Annotated in this window: 17 protein-coding genes and 1 pseudogene; 14 read left to right on the top strand and 4 right to left on the bottom strand. The window is 71.1% G+C overall.

Annotation, left to right across the window (positions count from 1 at the left end):
- The 6 genes and pseudogenes from ACWEBX_RS31080 to ACWEBX_RS31105 all read left to right on the top strand — a co-directional run.
- Window positions 1–188, top strand: a pseudogene (locus ACWEBX_RS31080) (SAM-dependent methyltransferase); the annotation flags it as partial.
- On the top strand, window positions 185–835 hold the full coding sequence (locus ACWEBX_RS31085; RefSeq protein ID WP_451888118.1) for a class I SAM-dependent methyltransferase: 651 nt from the start codon (window positions 185–187) through the stop codon (window positions 833–835). The pseudogene ACWEBX_RS31080 and the gene ACWEBX_RS31085, both read left to right, overlap by 4 nt.
- A complete protein-coding gene (locus tag ACWEBX_RS31090; RefSeq protein WP_451888119.1) occupies window positions 832–1,686 on the top strand; it encodes a bifunctional DNA primase/polymerase in 855 nt (284 codons plus the stop codon). Before ACWEBX_RS31085 ends, ACWEBX_RS31090 begins: the two co-directional genes overlap by 4 nt.
- Complete coding sequence (locus ACWEBX_RS31095) at window positions 1,679–3,160, top strand: ATP-binding protein (RefSeq protein ID WP_451888120.1); 1,482 nt, start codon at window positions 1,679–1,681, stop codon at window positions 3,158–3,160. The genes ACWEBX_RS31090 and ACWEBX_RS31095 overlap by 8 nt, the downstream gene beginning before the upstream one ends.
- A gap of 467 nt (window positions 3,161–3,627) precedes the next feature.
- Complete coding sequence (locus ACWEBX_RS31100) at window positions 3,628–3,873, top strand: helix-turn-helix domain-containing protein (protein WP_451888121.1); 246 nt, start codon at window positions 3,628–3,630, stop codon at window positions 3,871–3,873.
- Window positions 3,874–3,952: 79 nt separating this feature from the next.
- The gene (locus ACWEBX_RS31105; protein WP_451888122.1) at window positions 3,953–5,188 is read left to right on the top strand and encodes a tyrosine-type recombinase/integrase; all 1,236 of its coding nucleotides are present in this window, start codon (window positions 3,953–3,955) and stop codon (window positions 5,186–5,188) included.
- 37 nt (window positions 5,189–5,225) lie between these two features.
- Here the strand turns inward: ACWEBX_RS31105 and ACWEBX_RS31110 are convergent, their stop codons facing one another.
- Complete coding sequence (locus ACWEBX_RS31110) at window positions 5,226–5,651, bottom strand: DUF6643 family protein (RefSeq protein ID WP_451888123.1); 426 nt, start codon at window positions 5,649–5,651, stop codon at window positions 5,226–5,228.
- A 292-nt stretch (window positions 5,652–5,943) separates the two neighbouring features.
- Between ACWEBX_RS31110 and ACWEBX_RS31115 the strand changes: the two genes are divergently transcribed.
- On the top strand, window positions 5,944–7,272 hold the full coding sequence (locus ACWEBX_RS31115) for a TerD family protein (protein WP_451888133.1): 1,329 nt from the start codon (window positions 5,944–5,946) through the stop codon (window positions 7,270–7,272).
- Window positions 7,273–7,279: 7 nt separating this feature from the next.
- On the opposite strand, the gene ACWEBX_RS31120 is transcribed toward ACWEBX_RS31115, so the two are convergent.
- Complete coding sequence (locus ACWEBX_RS31120; protein WP_451888124.1) at window positions 7,280–8,455, bottom strand: glycosyltransferase; 1,176 nt, start codon at window positions 8,453–8,455, stop codon at window positions 7,280–7,282.
- Between the two features lie 58 nt (window positions 8,456–8,513).
- On the opposite strand from ACWEBX_RS31120, the gene ACWEBX_RS31125 reads away from it, so the two are divergent.
- Both ACWEBX_RS31125 and ACWEBX_RS31130 read left to right on the top strand, forming a co-directional pair.
- Window positions 8,514–9,299, top strand: coding sequence for a glutamate racemase (locus tag ACWEBX_RS31125; RefSeq protein WP_451888125.1), 786 nt, complete (start codon window positions 8,514–8,516; stop codon window positions 9,297–9,299).
- Window positions 9,300–9,515: 216 nt separating this feature from the next.
- A complete protein-coding gene (locus ACWEBX_RS31130) occupies window positions 9,516–10,061 on the top strand; it encodes a hypothetical protein (protein WP_451888126.1) in 546 nt (181 codons plus the stop codon).
- A gap of 19 nt (window positions 10,062–10,080) precedes the next feature.
- Here the strand turns inward: ACWEBX_RS31130 and ACWEBX_RS31135 are convergent, their stop codons facing one another.
- Window positions 10,081–11,139 (bottom strand): O-antigen ligase family protein, encoded by a 1,059-nt coding sequence (locus ACWEBX_RS31135; RefSeq protein ID WP_451888127.1) that lies wholly within the window; start codon window positions 11,137–11,139, stop codon window positions 10,081–10,083.
- Window positions 11,140–11,376: 237 nt separating this feature from the next.
- Between ACWEBX_RS31135 and lnt the strand changes: the two genes are divergently transcribed.
- The 4 genes from lnt (at window position 11,377) to ACWEBX_RS31155 (ending at window position 16,533) form a co-directional block, all read left to right on the top strand.
- Window positions 11,377–12,990 carry an apolipoprotein N-acyltransferase gene (lnt, locus tag ACWEBX_RS31140; protein WP_451888128.1) on the top strand — a complete coding sequence of 538 codons (1,614 nt, stop codon included), beginning with the start codon at window positions 11,377–11,379 and terminating at the stop codon, window positions 12,988–12,990.
- A gap of 96 nt (window positions 12,991–13,086) precedes the next feature.
- Complete coding sequence (locus ACWEBX_RS31145) at window positions 13,087–13,560, top strand: NUDIX hydrolase (RefSeq protein ID WP_451888129.1); 474 nt, start codon at window positions 13,087–13,089, stop codon at window positions 13,558–13,560.
- A gap of 60 nt (window positions 13,561–13,620) precedes the next feature.
- On the top strand, window positions 13,621–14,421 hold the full coding sequence (locus ACWEBX_RS31150; RefSeq protein WP_451888130.1) for a 3-hydroxybutyrate dehydrogenase: 801 nt from the start codon (window positions 13,621–13,623) through the stop codon (window positions 14,419–14,421).
- Window positions 14,422–14,607: 186 nt separating this feature from the next.
- Window positions 14,608–16,533 carry a helix-turn-helix domain-containing protein gene (locus tag ACWEBX_RS31155; RefSeq protein WP_451888131.1) on the top strand — a complete coding sequence of 642 codons (1,926 nt, stop codon included), beginning with the start codon at window positions 14,608–14,610 and terminating at the stop codon, window positions 16,531–16,533.
- A 48-nt stretch (window positions 16,534–16,581) separates the two neighbouring features.
- Here ACWEBX_RS31155 and ACWEBX_RS31160 read toward each other — a convergent pair whose 3' ends face one another.
- On the bottom strand, window positions 16,582–17,967 hold the full coding sequence (locus ACWEBX_RS31160; protein WP_451888132.1) for an MFS transporter: 1,386 nt from the start codon (window positions 17,965–17,967) through the stop codon (window positions 16,582–16,584).
- Window positions 17,968–18,555: 588 nt separating this feature from the next.
- Here ACWEBX_RS31160 and ACWEBX_RS31165 point away from each other — a divergent pair.
- Window positions 18,556–20,302, top strand: a 1,747-nt coding sequence (locus ACWEBX_RS31165; RefSeq protein ID WP_451888134.1) for a type I polyketide synthase, incomplete at its 3' end; no start/stop codon positions are given.

Here is a 20,302-nt window from a genome sequence, read left to right on the forward strand (position 1 = left end):
TCCCGCCCGGTCACTACGGGCAGTTCGTCGGCAACTTCTCCGGAGTCGACCTGGCCCGCCGCGTCATGGGCGTGCCCTGGATGAACCGCGACGGCGTCCGCGAATGCATCCCGCCCGGCTACACCCAGCACATCGGCACAGCCGCGCTCACCCACCTCGCCCCGGCCCATCTGGGGGTGGCGGCGTGAACGCGCGTGTGCTGCCGCTGCGGCGCCCGAACGGCCTGCGGGTCCTGGACGTCTGCTGCGGCGCTGGTGGCCTTTCCATGGGCTACTACCTCGCCGGGTTCAACATCGTCGGCGTCGACATCCACCCGCAGCCCAACTACCCCTTCCCCTTCGTCCGGGCCGACGCCCTTGACTACACCGCCGCCCACGGCCACAGCTTCGACCTGGTCCACGGCTCCTGGCCCTGCGAGCGCTACGCCACCGTCACCCGCTGGCGCGGCAACCCCGACAACCACCCCGCCCTGATCGGCCCCGGCCGCCAGGTCATGCAAGCCACCGGTCGGCCGTGGGTGATCGAGAACGTCCCCGAGACCGCGACCGCGGGCATCCTGCGCCCCGACTACCTGCTGTGCGGAACCCAGTTCGGGCTGAACATCCGCCGGCACCGCGTCTTTGAGACGTCCTGGGGCGGAGGCGGAGAGCTGGTCGCACCGTGCTGGCACCGCAAGAGCCTGCTCGCCTTCGAGCACAAGGGCGAACGCGCCTACGCCGACGCCATGGGCTGCACCTGGATGACCAGCCTCGAAGCACGCAAAGCCGTACCCCCCGCCTACACCCAGTGGATCGCCGCCCAGTTCCTCACCCTGGAAGGGAGGACCGCCGCATGACCACCGCCAGCCACCTGGAGACCGCGCTCGCTCTTGCCGCCCGCCGGGTCCCCGTTCTGCCCTTGCGGGCGGGCAAGGTCCCGTTCGGCAACTGCCGCACCTGTACGAAGAACGCTTGCGGCGGCCGACCGAACATGAAGACCCCTGGACCGTGCCGCTGCCCGTACCCGTGCCACGGCTGGGCCGCCGCCGCCACAGCCCCCGGCGTAATCGACTCCCCTACGTGGGCACGAGCATGGCGAGAAGCGGCAGGAGTGGCCTACCACCCTGGCGGCGCCGGACTCACCGTCGTGGATCTCGACAACCCGGACGCCATCGCGTGCGCACGCGAGACCCTGCCCGCCACCCGGACCGTGCCGACGACCAGGGGCGAGCACTGGATCTACCGGGGCACCATGCAGTCCGCCAACGCAGTCCGACCCGGCGTCGACATCAAATCCCTCATGGCGTACGCCCGTTGGCTCGGACCCGGCACGGGCGCCACGGCCGCTCTTACAGACGCTGTGCACGCCCTGGCAGTAAAGGAGCCGTCCGCCATCCACAGGGCTCCCCAGGGTCTCTCAGTGCCCCTGGGAGGCCAGCGGGAGACGTGCCCACACCGCGCACCCACCTATCTGGACCGGGGCATCGCTATGGCGGAGCAGCGCATCGCCGGGGCCCGTGAGACGGTGCACGCGACCGTCTACCGGACGTTCCTTGCGGTGCTGTCCACGCATGGCCGGTGCGGTTGCCTCACCGAGGCGCACACCGCGCGGCTGTTCACCGCCGCGCAGGCCAAAGGCGAGACCGTACGGCACTGCACGGACGCGTGGACCAACGCCCTGACCACGTTGGGACTGAGCCATGGCTGAGGACGACAAGAACCCGGCCCGCGAGGTCATCGCGGACTACGCGCAGGCGCACTTCCGGTACTTCCGCACCACGGACGGGACCGTGTACGCGCAGCGCAACGGCCACCCGGTGGCCCGTCCGATGCGCTCGCAGGGCACGACAGGCAGCCACCGGCAGGAACTCATTGTCGGCATGTACCGGGACGGGGTCGGCGTCTTCAACGGAACCGCGCTCAAGGAGGCACTGGACCTGATCGAAGCACTCGCGCTGTACGAGGACACGCACGCGGTGCACATCCGCGTGGCCCCCGGCTTCGACGGGGCGACGTGGCTGGACCTGGGACGGGACGACGGCAAGTCCGTCCGTATCCACCCCACCGGCTGGGACATTACCGTTCCCGACCCCCGCGAGGTCTGCTGGCGGCGCACGCAGCTCACCGGGGAACTGCCCTTGCCGACGAAGGACACCGACGGCAAGGGCATCGATCTGCTGATGCGGTTGTGTAACTTCGCCACCGCGGAGACCGAGTGCCTGGCCATCGCGTGGCTCATCGGCTGCCTCGGTCCGTCGGTGCCCGTTCCGGCGCCGTTCCTCACGGGGCCTCAGGGCGCGGGCAAGTCCACCGGGGGCCGGATGCTCACCCGGATCATCGAGGGCATGAGCGGTGACCTGCGCCGGGCACCGAAGGACGAGGAGAACCTGATCGCGGCCGTGGCCGCAGGATGGATCACCGCGCTCGACAACCTCTCCCACATGACGCCGGACCTCTCGGACGCGATGTGCTGCATCGTCACCGGGGCCGAGAGCGTCAAGCGCGCGCTGTTCACCGACGGGGACGTCTTCCGCGTCGGCTACCGTCGGCCCCTGCTCCTGACCGGCATCGACGTCGGCGTCATCCGACCCGACCTCGCCGAACGACTCCTGCCCCTGCGCCTGGAACGACCCCGGGTACGGCGCACCGAGGCCGAACTGTGGGCGGACTACGCCGAGGTGCTGCCCGTGGTCCTCGGCTCGCTCCTGGACCTCACCGTCAAAGTCCGTGCCGTGGAGGCAGAGACCCCCACCGATCTGCGCATGGCGGACTTCGCCCACCTGTGCGCGCAGCTCGACGCCGCCACCGGACTCGGGGCGCTCCCCGCCTACCGGGCCAGTCTGGACGACCTGAACGACGACGTGATCGAGGGTGACCTCCTCGCCCAGACCGTCCTCCGGCACGCCGAAACAATCGAACCGGGCGCCGCGCAACAGATGACGTCCACGGAGTGGCTGTCCTGCCTCAGCAGCCTCTACACCGGCGACGAGTGCCGTCCCCTGCCCAAGGGCTGGCCGACCACCGGCAAAGTCCTCTCCGACCGGCTCAAGCGCCTCCAACCCACCCTGGCGGCCCGGGGAGTGCTCATCGACTCGGGCCGCACCAAGGCGGGCCGCTACCTCGAAATGATCCGCACGGCCGCCCTGATCCTGCCTCCGCACGAGCAGGCGCAGGCGTTCTGACCCACGCTCCGTACGCTCAAGCGAACAGCAAGAAGAGCACCGGCCCCGGCAGCGCGTGCTCCTCTTGCTGTTCGGCGGAACGCCGCCCCAAGGACGCGCCGCGCAGCGGCTCCTTATCCGCTCTGTAAGGCGAACCCAAGCACTACAGACAGCCCCCTCTTTGTCCTAAGTAGGAAGACGCTGCGTCACCTGCGTCACCCGACCCGGAAGACGGCTGCTGACCTGTGCCAACAGCGGTGACGCAGACGGCTGGCTCTGCGTCATCCTGCGTCACCTGCGTCACCCGGTGACGCAGCCGATGACGCACCGGTGACGCAGACCGGATCCGCCGCGTCACCCAAAACCACAGGTCAGAGCCCTGAGTGACGCTGATGACGCAGTGACGCAGAAATCCGAACCTCGGACAGATGCGGGCTCCCGACCCGCCCCGGCGCCAACAGAACCGTCACTCGACTCCCGAGGACCCCATGAGCCGACCCCGTTCCGCTCAACCCGACCCCCGCGCCACCCTCCGCGGCGGCTTACCCGACCGGTACCTCACCCCCGACGACATCGCCGAGATCTTCGAAGTACCCAAAGAGACCGTCTACCAGTGGCGCAAGAAGCGCGTCGGCCCGCCCGGATTCCGCATCGGGAAGTACATCCGTTACGACCCCGCCGACGTGCTCGCCCATGTGGCCGAACGCAAGAGCACCGACCAAGACGCCGCCTAGCCCAACAGCCACCACAGACAGCAGGGAGAGCCGCTCGTCAGCGGCTCTCCCTGCTGCGTGTCGAGAGGATCACTGCCACATGGCCGGCCACATCCAAGACCGCTGGTTCAAGACCGAGACCAACTCCGACGGCAAGACCGTCCGCATCAAGAGCGACCGCCACGGCAGCGGCCTGCGCTACCGGGCCCGGTACATCGGTCCCGACGGGACTGAGAAGTCCAAGAGCTTCCCCGACGGACAGAAGCGCCTCGCCGAGAAGTGGCTGTCCGGGATCGAGACGGACATGACGCGCGGCCAGTACATCGACCCGCGAGCCGGCCGCCTAACTGTGCGGCAGCACGCCGAACGGTGGTTGGCTTCCCTCACGCTGGACCCCAGCACGTTCGTGAGCACCGAGATGCGCATTCGCTTGCACGTGTTGCCGTATCTGGGTAGCCGCTCGCTCGACTCGCTGCGGTCGATCCACATCCGCGAGTGGCTGCGGAAGCTCGAAGACGGGAGGCTGTCTTCCGCCTATCAGCGGGTCATCTTCGCGAACCTCAACGCCATGCTGGCGGCTGCCGTTGACGATCGCCTGATCCCGCACAACCCATGCCGTTCGTCGTCCGTGAAGGCGCCCAAGCCTGAACCCCGCCGGATCGTGCCGTGGGGGCGTGAGCGCGTCTTGGCGGTGCGTTCGGGACTGCCGGAGCGGTACCGGGCCATGGTGGATCTGGCCGGCGGTTGCGGCATGCGGCAGGGCGAAGTGCTCGGCCTGGCGGTTGACGACGTGGACTTCGCTGAAGGCGTCGTTCACGTCGTCCGGCAGGTCAAACTCATCGCCGGACGGCAGGTGTTCGCGCTGCCCAAGGGCGGCAAGACTCGTACCGTCCCGCTGCCCGAGAAGGTCGCTCGCGCGCTGGAGGCGCACAGCGAGCGCTACCCGCCCGCGGCCGTGACGCTGCCCTGGCGGACGGTCGACGGCCCCCCGGTCTCGGCAGCGGTGCTCTTCCGCAACGCCGAGGGCCGCGCGATAAACCGCCACGCCTTCAACGAGAAGGCGTGGCGGCCGGCTCTCGACAAGGCGAACGTTCCGCGCGCCCGGGTGAACGGCATGCACACGCTGAGGCACTTCTACGCGTCCGTCCTGCTGGACGCGGGGGAGAGCATCAAGGCTCTGTCGGAGTACCTGGGCCACCACGATCCCGGCTTCACGCTGCGGACCTACACCCACCTGATGCCGAGCAGCGAGAAGCGCACGCGGGAAGCGGTGAACCGGGCCTTCGGGGGCGGCCCGGACACCGATGACGGCCCCACGACGGCCCAGAGGGGCTGATGGCAGGAGAAACCCGCAGCTCAACCCCTAGGTGATGTCAGTACCCGCGGTACTGCTGACCGTTGTACGGGTCCTGGTACGGAGCGGGGGCGGGCCGGGGAGCCGCGGGGCGCATGGCCTCGAAGCCCGAGGGGGCCGCCATCGGGCGGGGCTGCTGCGGCTGGGGGCTGGGATAGCCCCGGGGCGCGCCGGCCTGCTGCGGGATGTACGGCGCGGGGGCCTGCTGCAGCGGAAAGGGCTGCTGGGCCTGCGGGTAGCCGTAGGAGGAGGGGCCCGCCGGCAGCGCGGGGAGCGCGGACGGCAGTGCCGGGAGGTTGTTGCTCATGCCCGAGTCGTAGGCGGAAGGGACCCGGATCGGGGCGATCTGAGGGGTACCCCGCTCGGCGACGAGGGAGTCGTAGATCGGGGTGTCAGGGAAGGCGGAGTAGTAACCGCCGCCATAGGTGGAGCGGGGGGAGGTCATGGCACATAAGTTAAGCCCACGATGTGCTGGTTGGGGAGACCGATAAGAGGGTTGTTTTTCGGTGCCCGTGGTGACGTGGGATCCCCAATGCGAGCGAACTTGGCAAAAAAGGACGTCAAAGATGGTTGAGATCGTGTAAAGGCCCAGCCTCGGACGGGTTACCGGCGGTTGACCAGGATCTTCCTGCGAGAGCCATGGGAGTCGGCGGACCTGGGGATTAGGTTTGGCGGGAGCGGAGCCGGGGGTCCGTTCGGGACCCGCACCGGCGCGGAGACACGTGATGGGGGCGTACATGTCAATGCCTAAGGGATCTAATGTTCCTGTCCCGACGAGCGCACTCAAGGTGGAATTGGGGTGGCGTTCAGGACAGGGGGTGCCCGACGTCGATGCGTCCGCCCTTCTGCTGGTGGCTGGGAAGGTCCGATCGGACGGCGACTTCGTCTTCTACAACCAGCCGGCGCACTCCTCGGGCGCCGTGCGCTACGAGGGCAAGCGGAACGACGCCGGCCAGGTGACCGACACGCTGTCCGTCGACCTCGCGCGCGTGGAACCCGTGGTCGAGAACGTGGTCCTGGCCGCCTCGGCCGACGGCGGCTCCTTCGGGCGGGTACCCGGGCTGTACATCCGGGTGCTCGACGCACGGGCCGGGACGGAGATCGCCCGATTCGACAGCACCGACGCGACCGTGGAGACCGCCTTCGTCCTGGGCGAGTTCTACCGGCGCCAGGGCGCCTGGAAGTTCCGCGCCGTAGGACAGGGCTACGGAAGCGGCCTCGAAGGGCTGGCCACCGACTACGGCATCACGGTGGACGAGCCGCAGCACGTGGCGCCTCCCACCGCCGCGCCGCAGGGGCCCGCCACCCTCGTACAGGGGCCCCCGCCCCCCGTCGCGCCCCCGGTCACCGTGCCGCCGCCGGTCGCCCCGCCCGTCACCGTGCCGCCACCCACGGCCCCCCGGCCGCCCATGGCCCCTCCGGTGCCCGTCCGCCTCTCCAAGGTCACGCTGACCAAGGAGGCGCCCTCGGTCTCCCTCTCCAAACAGGGCGGCACGGGCGGCACCATGCGCGTGAACCTCAACTGGGAAGTGCGCAAACAGTTCTCGGGCTGGGGCAGCAAGCGCGGCCGGGCCGTCGCCATGCACGCGGACCTCGACCTCGACCTGTGCGCGCTGTACGAACTGTCCGACGGCCGCAAGGGAGTCGTGCAGGCGCTCGGCAACGCCTTCGGGGCCCTGCACCAGCCGCCGTTCATACATCTCGACGGTGACGATCGAACCGGGGCCGTGGCCAGTGGTGAGAACCTGACTATCAACCTCGATCAGAAGCAGAGCTTCCGGCGCATCCTCATCTTCGTGACCATCTACGAAGGCGCGCGCTCCTTCGCCGAGCTGCACGCCACGGTCACCCTCCAGCCGCAGAACGGCGCACCCATCGATTTCTCGCTCGACGAGTGCACGGTGCCCTCCACCGTCTGCGCGCTCGCCCTCATCACCGGCAACGGCGCCGACCTCGTCGTCCAGCGCGAGGCCCGGTACCTGGTGCCCGCGCGCGGGGTGAGTCCGCAGCGCACCGTCGACCACGTGTACGGCTGGGGCATGAACTGGACGCCCGGCCGGAAATGACCCGTCCTCAGCTCTCGTCGAGGGCGGCGCCGGGGCGCGTGTAGGTGCGGCCCTTCCAGGCCGCACCGCGTCCCCTGTAGTGCTGCACGGCGGAATCGACCGTCATGAGGAGATAGAGGAACGCGGTGACCGGCAGCAGGGGAGCGAGCGCCAGGGGCTGCCGGTAGTACCGGAGCATCGGTCCGTAGGTCGCCGTCATCACCAGCCAGGCGAGCCCCCCGGCGGTGGCCGCCCACGCGCTCCCGGCGACGAGGCCCGCCACCAGGGCGACCGGCGGCACCAGATACACCACGGCGAGCCCGGCGACCGTCCCGGCCAGCAGCAGAGGGCTGTGCCGCAGTTGGGTGTACGCGCTGCGCGAGATCATGCGCCACAGATCTCGCAGCAGCGGATAGGGGCGCACACTGTCCACCCGCTCCGCCAGGCCCAGCCAGATGCGGCCGCCGCTCCCCTTGACGGCGTGGGCGAGCGCCACGTCGTCGATGACGGCATGCCGGATCGCGTCCGGGATCCGTGCCCGCTCGGCGGTGTCCGTGCGCAGCAGGACGCATCCGCCCGCCGCGGCCGCCGTCCGCGAGCCCTTCGCGGCGATGCGGCGGAAGGGGTAGAGCTGCGCGAAGAAGTAGACGAAGGCGGGCACGACGAGCCGCTCCCACAGGCTCTCCACCCGCAGCCGCGCCATCTGCGAGACGAGGTCGAAGCCACCTGTGCGCGCCGCCGCCACCAGAAGCCGCAGGCTGTCCGGGGCGTGCGCGATGTCGGCGTCGGTCAGCAGGAGGAATTCGGGGTCCCGCGCGCGGGCCAGGCCGATGCCGTGGCGCACGGCCCACAGTTTGCCTGTCCAGCCGGCCGGCGGCTCGCCCGGTGAGCCGACGGTGAGCGGCAGCCCGCCGTGCCGCCGCGCCAGCGCACGGGCCAGCTCGCCCGTGCCGTCCGAGCTGCCGTCGTCGACGAGGAAGATCTCGGCCCGCCCCGGATAGTCCTGGGCGAGGAGCGAGGGAAGGCTCTCCGGCAGGACGGCGGCCTCGTCCCGGGCCGGGACCACGATGCAGACAGAGGGCCAGTCCGACGGCTCACGGCAGGCGGGCAGCCGTACGTCCGTACGCCAGAAGAAGCCCTGGCCGAGCAGCAGCCACAGCCACGCTGCCAGTGATCCGACGGCGATCCACAGGAGGGCGCTCACCCGCCGCAGTCTGCCCCACCGAGGTCGCCCGTCAACACGGATCGTCTATGGTGACCGGGTGAAGATCGCGCTCATGGACTCCGGAATCGGACTGCTCGCTGCTGCCGCCGCGGTGCGTCGACTGCGGCCCGACGCCGATCTCGTCCTCTCCTCCGACCCGGGCAGCATGCCCTGGGGACCCCGCACACCGGAAGACGTCACCGCGCGTGCCCTCGCGGTCGCCGAGGCCGCCGCGTTGCACCGGCCCGACGCCCTGATCGTCGCCTGCAACACCGCTTCCGTACGCGCCCTGCCCGCCCTGCGCGCCCTTCTCGAGCCGGAGGTGCCCGTCATCGGCACCGTTCCGGCCATCAAGCCGGCCGCCGCGGGCGGCGGACCCGTCGCGATCTGGGCCACCCCCGCCACCACGGGCAGCCCGTACCAGCGCGGACTGATCGAGGAGTTCGCCGCCGGAGTGGCGGTCACCGAGGTGGCCTGTCCCGGCCTCGCGGCCGCCGTCGAGCACGCCGATCAGGCGGCCATCGACGCGGCGATCGAGGCGGCCGCGGCGCACACCCCCGAGGACGTGACGGCCGTCGTCCTGGGATGCACCCACTACGAGCTCGTCGCCGAGCGCATCCGCGCCGCCGTGCAGCGCCCCGGCCACCCGCCGCTCGTGCTGCACGGTTCCGCCGGAGCGGTCGCCGCCCAGGCACTGCGCCGCATCGGTGAGCTGCCGGACCCCGGAGCCCCCGCGGACTCCACGGTCGTCGTGCTTCAGGGCGGCCGCGAGGGCGCGCTGCCCGCAACGGCGCTCACCTACGAGGAAGGCCGCATCCTGTCGGCGGTCAGCCCCGCACGCTGAGCGACGGAACCCCGCCCCTCACTTCACCTCACCGTCCCGGCGCCGTCCCGTTTGGGGACGTCCGACCCTGGACACTCGTGGAACACAGGCGGACACCCCCTCCACGGGCACATTCGGTCACCACGGTGACACCTTCGGTGGGACCCTCGTCCACCCGGCCGAGTGACGCTCCGCGACCCGGTGCCCGCAGAGCGGAATCTGAGTACTCTCATGGGCATGAGGGACCACCCCCACGGCGAAACCTCCCCGCACCCGGCGATCTGGACCGGGCGTGCGAGGAACCGTGTCCAGTGGCTGCCCGCCCTGGGCGGCATGGCCTGTCTGGCTCTCGGGATCGAGCTGGCCGTCAGCTCCGGCTGGACGTCGGGAACGGCACCGCTGGTCATGTCCGTCGTCGGATGCATCGCCGCCGGACTGCTCATTCTCTTCGGCACGCTCGCCTTCGTACACGTCGCCGTGCGGGTGGACGAGGACTGTCTGGAGGTGCGCTGCGGCCACATGGGGCTGCCGCGCCGCCGCATCCCGCTCTCCACGGTCGTCGGCGCCGACTTCGCGCCCCAGGTCACCCCGCGTCATTGGGGTGGCTGGGGGTATCGCTGGCGGCCCGAGCAGGGAACCGCCGTCGTCGTCCGGCGCGGCGAGGGCATGGTGCTGCGCCTGGGTGACGGTCACTCGTTCACGATCACCGTGGACAACGCCGAGGCGGCGGTCCGGATCATCCGCGGCCGGCTGCGTCCGGACACGACCGGCGTGGCGCGCTGACGGCACGCTCGGGCGTCGCTCACGTGTCGAAGTGGCCGTCGAGGTGCCTGGCTCGGTCCGGCACGCCGTCCGGCTCCGCGGGGGCGAGGGGCCGTGCGGTCGCGAACCCGGCCAGCAGTCCCGCACCCGCCGTCACGGTCATGAAGCTCAGCGCGTTGCCGATCGACGCTATCGCGGCCACCGCCGTCAGGGCCGCGCCCGCCGTCAGCACGATCGGCGTGGTGCGCGGCGAGCGCAGCAGCGCGTACAGGACCCAGCAGAACGCCGCCGCGAGCAGGGCCACTCCGGTCAGCCCCTGCTCGGCGGCCTGCTGCAGGGGCGCGGAGTGGGGTTTGCCGTCCGGCAGCAGAGACTGGGCGACCGTGGGACTGAGCGCTCCGTAGCGGCCGGGCCCGACCCCCAGCCCGGGCTCGGCGCGGGCCATGCGCAGGGCGTCGTGCCAGAGCAGAACGCGGTGCTCGGTGAGCAGTCCCTCCAGGGAGGCGGTCAGTCCGCCCGGCAGCGCGTTCTCGCCGATCGCCCAGGCCGTCCCGGTCACCAGAGCCGTCCCGGCCGCGAACGCCGTGAGGCCGAGGGCCCGGCGGCGTACCCGCGCGGTGGCGAGCGAACAGAGCAGGACCCCGGTGCAGGTGACGACTCCGGTGGTGGACCCGAGGAGTGCCGCCGTCACCGCGGTCCCGGCGGCCGCCAGACGCAGCGCGAACCGCAGGGCGGAGGCGCGCGCGGCCCAGGCCGCGCAGCACGCGGCGCCGCAGGAGAGGGTGAGCAGGGCGGCCGTGGCACCGGTGTGACCGAGCTGGAGGCTGATCTGCGGGCCGGGCGTGGCGATCGCGAGGCCGAGTCCGGCCGCCGCCGCGGCGCAGGGGGCGGCCACCGGCAGGAGCGCCCCGGAGATCCGCCCCGCGGCGTAGCCCGCCGTCACGGCGAGCACCGCGAGCAGCATGCCTTCGGGCCTGCCCTCGTGCGCCGCCGCCGTGATCAGCGACCAGGCGGCGCAGGCCACGAGCACGACCATGCCGACGACGTCCGACGCGCTGCGTCTTTCGCCCGTGGCCATCTCTTCGGCCGTGGACGTCATCCCCGCGGAACCCACCCCCGTCGCCCCCCGACTGTGCCCGCCCCGGGCGCCGTCACCGCATCAGGCCGCACGTCAGAGGCTCGGCCACACCGTAACGGGTGATGCGCCCGTTTGGGGACCGTTGTGCAGGAACGTTGCGGCAGGTCCGTGCGAGGCGACCTGTCAAGGGTGTTCCGTCCACCGGGACCCAGCGGACCGAACTGTCCGCGCCCAGGTCAGGCGCCGTACACTCCCCGAGTGACCGCCACCGCAACCACCGTAGACGAGCCGGAACAGCTCGAACCCCAGGTCGCGCCCGCCCTGCGCGGGTCCGCCCTGGTCCGTCGCCTTGTTCCGGCCGCCGCCGCCGCGCTCTCCGGAGTGCTGCTGTACGTCAGCTTCCCGCCACGGACCCTGTGGTGGCTCGCCCTGCCGGCCTTCGCGGTCTTCGGCTGGATCCTGCGCGGTCGCTCCTGGAAGGCCGGACTCGGCCTCGGCTACCTCTTCGGCCTCGGATTCCTGCTCCCGCTGTTGGTCTGGACCGGCGTCGAGGTCGGCTCAGGGCCCTGGCTCGCGCTCGTCGCGGTGGAGGCCGTGTACGTCGCGCTGGTCGGCGCGGGGATCACCTTCGTCTCCCGGCTGCCCGGGTGGCCGCTGTGGGCGGCCACCCTCTGGATCGCCGGAGAGGCGGCACGCGCGCGTGCGCCCTTCGGCGGTTTCCCCTGGGGGAAGATCGCGTTCGGACAGGCCGACGGTGTCTTCCTGCCGCTCGCCGCGGTCGGTGGCACCCCGGTCCTCGGCTTCGGCGTCGTGCTGTGCGGCTTCGGGCTCTACGAGATCGTCCGTCTCGCCGTCGAACGGCGCGCCACCGGTGGCCTGCGCCGCGGCGCGGCCGTCGTGGCCCTGCTCAGCGTCGCCGTCCCCGTTGTCGGAGCGCTCGCCGCGCGGATGCTCGTCAGCGACAAGGCCGAGGACGGCACCGCGACGGTCGCGGTCATCCAGGGCAACGTCCCGCGCGCGGGACTCGACTTCAACGCCCAGCGGCGCGCCGTCCTCGACCACCACGTGCGCGAGACCGAGCGCCTGGCCGCCGAGGTCAAGGCGGGCAAGGTCGCCAAGCCCGACCTGGTGCTGTGGCCGGAGAACTCCTCCGACATCGACCCCTTCGCCAACGCCGACGCGAGCATCGTGATCGACCAGGCGGCCAAGGCGATCGGCGCCCCCGTCTCCGTCGGCGCGGTCGTCGAGCGGAACGGCAAGCTCTACAACGAGCAGATCCTGTGGGACCCGGAGAAGGGTCCGGTGGACACCTACGACAAGCGGCAGGTCCAGCCGTTCGGCGAGTACCTTCCGCTGCGTCCGCTGCTCAATGCCATCAACAAGAACTGGACCAGCATGGTCCGCCAGGACTTCAGCCGCGGCACGGAGCCGGGTGTGTTCACGATGAACGGCACCGGCGTCGGGCTGGTCACCTGCTACGAGGCGGCGTTCGACTGGGCCGTGCGCAGCACCGTCACCGACGGCGCGCAGATCATCTCGGTGCCCAGCAACAACGCGACCTTCGACCGAAGCGAGATGACCTACCAGCAGCTCGCCATGTCCCGCGTCCGCGCCGTCGAGCACAGCCGCACGGTCACGGTGCCCGTGACGAGCGGTGTCAGCGCCGTGATCATGCCCGACGGGAAGATCACCCAGAGGACCGGGATGTTCGTCGCCGACTCGCTGGTTCAGAAGGTTCCGCTGCGTTCCTCCGAGACCCCGGCCACCAGGCTCGGCATCGTCCCCGAGATCATCCTGGTGCTCGTCGCGGCGGGCGGCCTCGGCTGGGCCGCCACGACGGCGCTCCGCTCGCGGCGCAACACCGGCGCCTAGCCGGGACTTGTCCGGCCGATCACGACGGAGGGTGCAGGCGGCACCCGCGGGCCGCCTGCGCGTGGGGCGCCGGAGTCGCGCGGATAGGGTCGGGGCATGCCTACTCCCGACTTCATCCGCGAGATCCGGGCCTTCGCCGGCCACCAGCTCCTCTGGCTCCCCGGCGTCAGCGTCGTGGTCTTCGACGACGAGGGCAGGATCCTGCTCGGCCAGCGTTCGGACAGCCACAAGTGGGCGCTGATCTCCGGCATCCCCGAGCCGGGGGAGCAGCCCGCCGCCTGCGCGGTGCGCGAGGTGTACGAGGAGACGGCCGTCCACGTCGAGGTCGAACGCGTCGTGATGATCCAGGCCGGGGGGCAGGTGACCTTCCCCAATGGCGATGTCTGCCAGTTCATGGACACCACGCTCCGCTGCCGCGCCGTCGGCGGTGAAGCCCGCGTGAACGACGACGAGTCGCTCCAGGTCGGCTGGTTCACCGTGGACGCGCTGCCGAAACTGGACGACTACGCCCTCGTCCGGATCAAGCAGGCGCTGCTCGACGAACCCACATGGTTCGAGCCCATGACCTGAGGATGAAGTGTGTGCGCTGACCACATCGGACGGGATCTGGGCGCTGCCTAGGGTCGAGGCATGACCGCGCCCAGCCCTCTCCCGGGCCCCCAGGCCTTCCCCCTCGACCTCGGCGGACGCACCGCCCTCGTCACCGGAGCCGCGAGCGGTATCGGCCGCGCCTGCGCGCTGCGGCTCGCCGCCGCCGGCGCCAAGGTGAGAGCGGTCGACCGGGACGCCGAAGGTCTGGGGACCCTGTCCGAGCGGGCGCACGGCCTGGCCGGGACGGTCGAGCCGCACGTCCTCGACCTCACCGACCTCGACGCGGCGGAACAGGCCGCGGCCGGCACCGACATCCTCGTGAACAACGCCGGACTGCAACTGGTCCGCCCCATCGAGGAATTCCCGCCCGACGTCTTCCGCACGGTGCTGACCGTGATGCTGGAAGCGCCGTTCCGGCTCATCCGCGGAGCCCTACCTCATATGTACGGGCAGGGCTGGGGACGCATCGTCAATGTCTCCTCGGTCCACGGACTGCGCGCCTCGGCGTTCAAGTCGGCGTACGTCGCCGCGAAACACGGACTCGAAGGACTCTCGAAGACCGCGGCCCTGGAAGGCGCGCCCCACGGAGTCACCTCGAACTGTGTGAACCCCGCCTATGTGCGTACCGCACTCGTCGAGAAACAACTGGCCGATCAGGCGCGCACGCACGGAATCCCCCGAGAGCGCGTCCTGACCGAGGTCATGCTGCGGGACAGCGCGGTCAAACGGCTCATCGAGCCGGAGGAGGTCGCGGAAGCGGTGGCCTACCTCTGCGGACCGCAGGCGGCGTTCATGACCGGAACCTCGCTGGCGCTGGACGGGGGCTGGACCGCGCACTGAGCCGGAGCCCGGCAGCCTCCTCCCCCTCCCGCCCGCGAAGCGTGCCGCCTTCGAGGCGGGGACGAGTTGTCCACCAGGCCGAGGTGCTGCCCCCGCGGATGATTGTCCACAGGGCCGTGGGGCTGCCTCGCGGGCAGTTGTCCACAGGGCCGGGGCGCCGACCCGCATATGCGCGATCCTGTTGCCATGCCCAGCGATCACCTGCCATCAGCCGAGCGCTCCGCCGACAGCGTGGAAGCGCCGTTCCTGGAACTCCTGGCCCGAGGAGCGACCGCCGACGCCTACGAGCAGCCGGTGCTGCTCGCCCGCGCCGAGGGCCTGCCCGACCGGCACGTCGCCGCGCTCGAACAGGCCAAGCTGCTCGCGCTGCGCGTGCGCACGGAGATAGAAGGACGGCGCCGCCGCGAGGCCGAGCTCTCCGCGCTCTTCGAGACCGCGCACGACCTCGCGGGCCTGCGGGACCTCGACGCCGTTCTGCGAGCGATCGTGCAGCGGGCCCGGTCGCTGCTGGGCACGGACATCGCGTATCTCAGCCTGAACGACGCGACCAGGGGCGACACCTACATGCGTGTCACCGAGGGCTCGGTCGCCGCGCGCTTCCAGCAGTTGCGGCTCGGCATGGGAGAGGGGCTGGGCGGACTCGTCGCACAGACCGCCCGCCCGTACGTCACCGACGACTACTTCAAGGACGAACGCTTCCAGCACACCCGGACCATCGACGCGGGCGTACAGGACGAGGGGCTCGTCGCGATCCTCGGTGTGCCGCTGATGATCGGGCCCCAGGTCATCGGCGTGCTGTTCGCCGCGGACCGCAGGGCCCGGGTCTTCGACCGCGAACAGATCGCCCTGCTCGGCTCCTTCGCGGCCCTGGCCGCGGCCGCCATCGACACGGCGAACGCACTCACCGAGACGCGCTCCGCCCTGGACCGCCTGGGCCGGGCCAACGAGATCATCCAGGACCGCAGCGCGGTCATCGAACGCGCCTCGGACGTCCACGACCGGCTGGCCGAACTCGTGCTGCGCGGCGGGGGAGTCCACGACGTCGCCGCCGCGGTGTCCGAAGTCCTGGACGGCACGGTCGAGTTCACGGAGTCGGGCAGCACACCGACGGTGGCCGTGGAAGCGGCCCGCGCCGACGGCCACGCGGTACGGCACGGCGACGACTGGGTCGCCGCCGTGGCGGCGGGAGGCGAATTGCTCGGCGCGCTGGTGCTGCGCGGGCATCCGGGCCTCGACCCCGTCGACCAGCGCACCCTGGAGCGCGCCGCGATGGTCACCTCACTGCTCCTGCTCGCCAGACGGTCGGCCTCCGAAGCCGAGCAGAGGGTGCGCGGTGAGCTGCTGGACGACCTGCTGGAGGGTCGGGACCGCGATCCGGGGCTGCTCCGGGCGAGGGCGGCGCGGCTGTACGCCGATCTCGACGGACCCCATGTGGTGCTCGCGGCCCGGCTCGACGTCCTGGCCGCCGACGCCGGCCAAGAGGCGGGCGCGCGCAGACGGCTGTGGTCGGCCGCGTCCCATCTCGCCGCCACCCGCCACGGACTGGCCGCCGCCCGTGACGGAGGCACCGTCCTGCTGCTCCCGCTCGGACCCGGTGACACGGCGACGACACTGGCTCGCCGCACGGCCAAGGAACTGGGCACCGCCGTTCAGGAGGCGGTGACCGTAGGTGCCTCCGCGCCCTTCGACCGGCTCGCCGCGCAGCCCGAGGCGGTGGCCACGGCCTACACGGAGGGGCAGCGCTGCCTGGAAGCGCTGCGCCTGCTCGGCCGGACCGGGGACGGCGCGGCGGCCGAGGACTTCGGCTTCCTCGGACTGCTGCTCGCCGGAGACCGGGACATATCCGGCTTCGTGGCCCGGACGATCGGCGGGGTCGTCGCCTACGACGAACGGCGCGGCACCGACCTGCTGCGCACCCTCGACGCGTACTTCGCCAGCGGGATGAGCCCGGCCCGCACGAAGGACGCCCTGCATGTCCATGTGAACACGGTGGCGCAGCGGCTGGAGCGGGTAGGGCGTCTGCTCGGGGACGACTGGCAGAGCCCGGCCCGCATATTGGAGATCCAACTGGCCCTGAGACTGCACTGGTTGTCGTCGGACGGACCGAACTGATCCCCGCACACGGCATCGCGTACGGGGATCAGGAACTGCGGGCCGGGGTCAGACCGTGTGGGCATCCGCGGGCGCGACCGGAGCCGGCCGGTCCTCGGTCACGGCGTCGACGGCGGACAGGTCGCGGTCGCGGGTCTCCTTGGCGAAGCCCACCGCGATCAGGGTCAGGACGACCGCCCCGATCACATACAGGGAGATGGGAGTTGAACTGTCGTAGGAGGAGAGGAGGGCCGTCGCGATGAGAGGCGCGGGCGCGCCCGCCGCGACGGAGGCGAACTGGGCCCCGATGGAGGCACCCGAGTAGCGCATCCGGGTCGCGAACATCTCGGAGAAGAAGGCTGCTTGGGGCGCGTACATGGCGCCGTGCAGGACCAGGCCGACGGTGACGGCGAGGACCAGGTTCGCGAAGCCGCCGGTGTCGATGAGCGAGAAGAACGGGAACATCCAGAGGCCGACACCCGCGGCGCCGAGCAGATAGACGGGGCGGCGGCCGATGCGGTCGGAGAGGGCGCCCCAGGCAGGGATCACGGCGAAGTGCACGGCCGAGGCGACGAGAACGGCGTTGAGCGCGGTCTGCTTGGAGAGGCCGGCGGAGGTGGTGGCGTACACGAGGATGAAGGCGGTGATCACGTAGTAGCTGATGTTCTCGGCCATACGGGCGCCCATCGCGACGAGCACGTCACGCCAGTGGTGACGCAGGACGGAGACCAGCGGGAGCTGCTCCGGCTCGTCGGCTCCGGCCGACTTGCGGGCCTCGGACCGCGCCAGCGCCTCCTTGAACACGGGCGATTCATCGACAGACAGACGAACCCACAAACCGACGACGACCAGTACCCCGGAGAGGAGGAACGGGATGCGCCAGCCCCAGGAGAGGAAGGTGCTGTCCGACTGCGTGGCGGTGAGCAGTGACAGGACACCGGTCGCCAGAAGCTGACCGGCCGGAGCGCCGGTCTGCGGCCACGACGCCCAGAACCCCCTGCGCTTGGCGTCGCCGTGCTCGGACACCAGCAGAACCGCGCCGCCCCATTCGCCGCCCAGAGCGAAGCCCTGCACCAGACGCAGGGTGGTGAGCAGGACGGGAGCCGCCGCGCCGACGGTCGCGTGCGTGGGCAGCAGACCGATCGCGAACGTCGCCCCGCCCATCAGCAGCAGACTCAGCACCAGCAGCCGCTTGCGGCCGAGTCGGTCACCGTAGTGCCCGAAGACGAGCGCGCCCAGCGGCCGGGCCGCGAACCCGACCGCGTAGGTGAGGAAGGACAGCAGCGTGCCGACGAGCGGGTCGGAGTCGGGGAAGAACAGCTTGTTGAAGACCAGGGCGGCGGCCGAGCCGTAGAGGAAGAAGTCGTACCACTCGATGGTGGTGCCGATGAGACTGGCGGCGACGATGCGCTTCAGGTTGGCGGATGTCGGGGGAGCGGATGCTGCGGAGGCCATGTGCGCCACTTCCTCGTGTGCGGTGGGGACGGGTACGTGTCGGCACACCGTAGGAACAGCCAGTTCAGGCGCACATGTGGTGGGACAACATAGTTCCGGGTGAGCCTGTGCGTGCGGCCACCATGCCGGCTCATGGAAGGGTGGTTCAGGGGCCCGTAGTTGATCGGAGCGAGTGCTGTACGGGACGCGCAGTTCGGGGCGATGTGACGGTGCGGTGCTGCCTCCCGTGCTGCTTTGGTGCTGACCGGAAGCGCATGTCAAATGCACCATGAAAGACCTGGGGCCTCATCGGCAGAGGGGAATTGGGGGCGACTGTACAACCCGCAATTCTCCCACGACTGTCCCTGGGGTTCTCCTTAGAGATCCCCGGCTGTCAAATGCCCGTGCACGTCGACCATTGGGGATTTCCCTAAAGCGGATCCGCTGCAGCGGCGGAGCGCGGCTGCGGGACCGAAACTAGGGCCACACCGCAACTTGTTGCTGCCCGGTCGAGCCGATCGCCTGTGCCGTGGCCGGCACGGTGCTGTGCCTTTTCATTCTCTGTGTGGGTGGGTGGAGCGCAATATGGTCGAGTCCGAGCTCAGCGGAATGGTGAATCGGTCCGGTTCGGCCTCGGCGGATTCGGCCGATGGCATAGCTGTGATCGGCCTGGCGTGCCGACTGCCCGGGGCCGCCGACCCAGCCGCCTTCTGGCGGCTGCTCAGCGAGGGCGCGGACGCCGTCACCGAAGTCCCCCCGGACCGGTGGGACGCGGCCGCGGTGGGTGACGCCGACCCGTCCGCACCCGGCAGGACCGACATCCGACGGGGCGGATTCCTCGACCGCATCGGCCACTTCGACGCAGGGTTCTTCGGAGTCTCCCCCAAGGAGGCCGCCGCCATGGACCCGCAGCAGAGGCTTGTGCTGGAGCTGGCCTGGGAAGCGCTGGAGGACGCGCACGTGCGTGCCGGGACGCTGCGCTCCACCCGGACCGGGGTGTTCGTCGGCGCCATCTGGGACGACTACGCGACCTTGCACCACCGCTCAGGGCTCACCGCCATCTCCCCGCACACCGTCACCGGCCTGCACCGCAGCATCATCGCCAACCGGGTCTCGTACTTCCTCGGGCTCAACGGTCCCAGTCTGACCGTGGACTCCGGCCAGTCCTCCTCTCTGGTCTCGGTCCACCTCGCCTGCGAGAGCCTCCGCAAGGGCGAATCGACGATCGCCCTCGCGGGCGGCGTGAACCTCAACATCGTCCCCGAGAGCACCATGGGCGCCGCCAAGTTCGGCGGCCTGTCCCCCGACGGCCGCTGCTTCACCTTCGACGCCCGCGCGAACGGCTACGTCCGCGGCGAGGGCGGTGGCATCGTCGTGCTCAAACCTCTCGCCCGGGCCGTCGCGGACGGCGACCCCGTCTACTGCGTGATCCGCGGCAGCGCGGTCAACAACGACGGTGGCGGCGACGGGCTGACCGTGCCGCTGCAGGCGGGCCAGGAACAGGTGCTGCGTCTCGCCTACGAGCGGGCCGGGATCGACCCCGCCCACGTCGGCTACGTGGAGTTGCACGGCACCGGCACCAAGGTCGGCGACCCCGTCGAGGCAGCCGCGCTCGGCGCGGTGCTCGGCGCGGGACGTGAGCCCGGCCGCCCACTGCGGGTCGGCTCGGCCAAGACCAACGTCGGCCACCTGGAGGGTGCCGCCGGCATCACCGGCCTGCTGAAGGCCGCCCTGTCGCTCAGCCACCGCGAACTGCCCGCCAGCCTCAACTTCGAGACGCCGAACCCGGCGATCCCACTGGACCGGTTGAACTTGCGGGTACAGACCGAGCACACGTCGTGGGAGGGCCAGGAGGAGCGCCCGCTGTTCGCCGGCGTCAGCTCGTTCGGCATGGGCGGTACCAACTGCCACATGGTGCTGGCGGAACACCGGGCGACGGTGGCGACGGCGGCGGGTGCGGCCGCGGAGGCGAGTCCGGGCACAGCCGCGGAAGCGGGTACGGGCGCGGCTCCGACCTTATGGCCGTTGTCCGCCAAGACCGCGTCCGGGCTGCGCGCCCAGGCCGCCGCCCTCCTCGCACACGCCGAGGTGCGCCCCGGTCCCGCCCTGCCCGATGTCGGCTGGTCGCTGGCCACCGGCCGGACCGCCTTCGAACACCGGGCGGTCGTCGTGGGCGAGGACCGCGACGACTTCTTGCGCGCCCTGCGCGAGCTGTCCACCGGCGGCATCGACGCCGCACTGACCACGGGCCGCACCGGCCCGCGCGGCGAGCTCGCCTTCCTCTTCTCGGGCCAGGGCAGCCAGCGAGCCGGCATGGGCCGCGAACTGGCGGAGGCCTTCCCGGCGTTCGCCACCG

The sequence above is a fragment of the Streptomyces sp. NPDC005070 genome, assembly GCF_053600395.1.